The organism is Shewanella litoralis (genome assembly GCF_009828585.1).
In the GTDB taxonomy this organism is placed as follows: Bacteria; Pseudomonadota; Gammaproteobacteria; order Enterobacterales; family Shewanellaceae; genus Shewanella; species Shewanella litoralis.
Map to the genome: position 1 here is coordinate 1 of NZ_WSRZ01000064.1, position 1160 is coordinate 1160.

Genomic DNA, 1160 nt, shown 5'->3' on the forward strand with positions numbered 1-1160 from the left:
CATTGTTGATTATCGACGTCCAACTCTCTTCTTATGAGCTTCATATGCGCTAATATCACCCTAAAAAAATGCAAAAAAGCGGCGAGTAACGCCATTTTCTTCATATTTTGCGCAGTGGCGGCTAATAGCCCTTGCATCTGCACTTTCATCAACCCCCTAAACCTTGCATAGCGATGACCATGGTGTTGCTTCGCATCTGCGAAGCTTCGCTCAACTGTGGCACATCGTCTTCGATATATGCGTTTTCCACTGGGGGTTAATCGCAGCTTGTTGGCTCTGTCGACACTCTCTTGCATGACGTGTCTTGCGATGACTTTCTTATGTCCTTTGCTTGTGGTGCATTCGTTCAGTCTTGGGCAATTAACGCAGATTGTTGCATCGCTGTGATATTCTCTATATCCCAAGCGATTTGTGGTTTTATACAGTAATTGCTGCCCTTCTGGGCACGTGTAATGGTTATCTTCTGCATTAAATTCAAAGTGCTTTTTCTTGATTGGATTCTTGGTTTTGGGCGGACGTCTATACCCAAATACCCCTGCGATTTGTCGCGCTTCTAAGGCGTGTGCCACGCTAGCTGTAAAGTAGCCTGCATCTAACCCTACGGCTAATGGGCTCAGGTTAAATTTGTCTAAGACCGTGTCGAGTCTTTTGATGTAAGGTTGTGAGTCATGGACATTACCTGCTGTGATGTGGGTGTCGACGATAATATTATGCTTACCATCCACTGTTCTATGGTCTAAGTAGAAGAACCCTTGAGGCTTTTGGTCTCTGTGCATAAAGCCGCTTTCTGGGTCAGTGGTGCTCACTTTGATGTTTTTGGTATCTGTATTCTCTTTGGGCTTTAGTGGTTGTTTACCGTGAGTTAATCTATCTTGATTGATGGCCTCATTCAGTTCATTAACGTAAGCGCCCGTGCTCACGGCCACTTCCTCATTGCGCGATTTACGTTTGTTGGCATTGGCTTTTAGGTGAGTGCTATCGGTGTAAAGGGTATAACCTGAGACATAACCCTTATCCATGGCTTGCATGACGATACGGTTAAAAATACGTTCGAAAACATCGGTGCCATTGAAACGACGAATACGATTTTGGCTTAAGGTTGATGCATCAATCACTTTTTCTGTCAGTCCCATTCTCAAGAACCAACGGTAAGCTACGTT

Annotated in this window: 1 protein-coding gene; it reads right to left on the reverse strand. The window is 44.6% G+C overall.

Translation table 11 applies throughout. The annotated features are described in order from the left end of the window. Positions 1–1160 (reverse strand): IS1182 family transposase (locus tag GQA99_RS20085; protein WP_439144431.1); only part of this gene is annotated, 1160 nt, incomplete at both ends.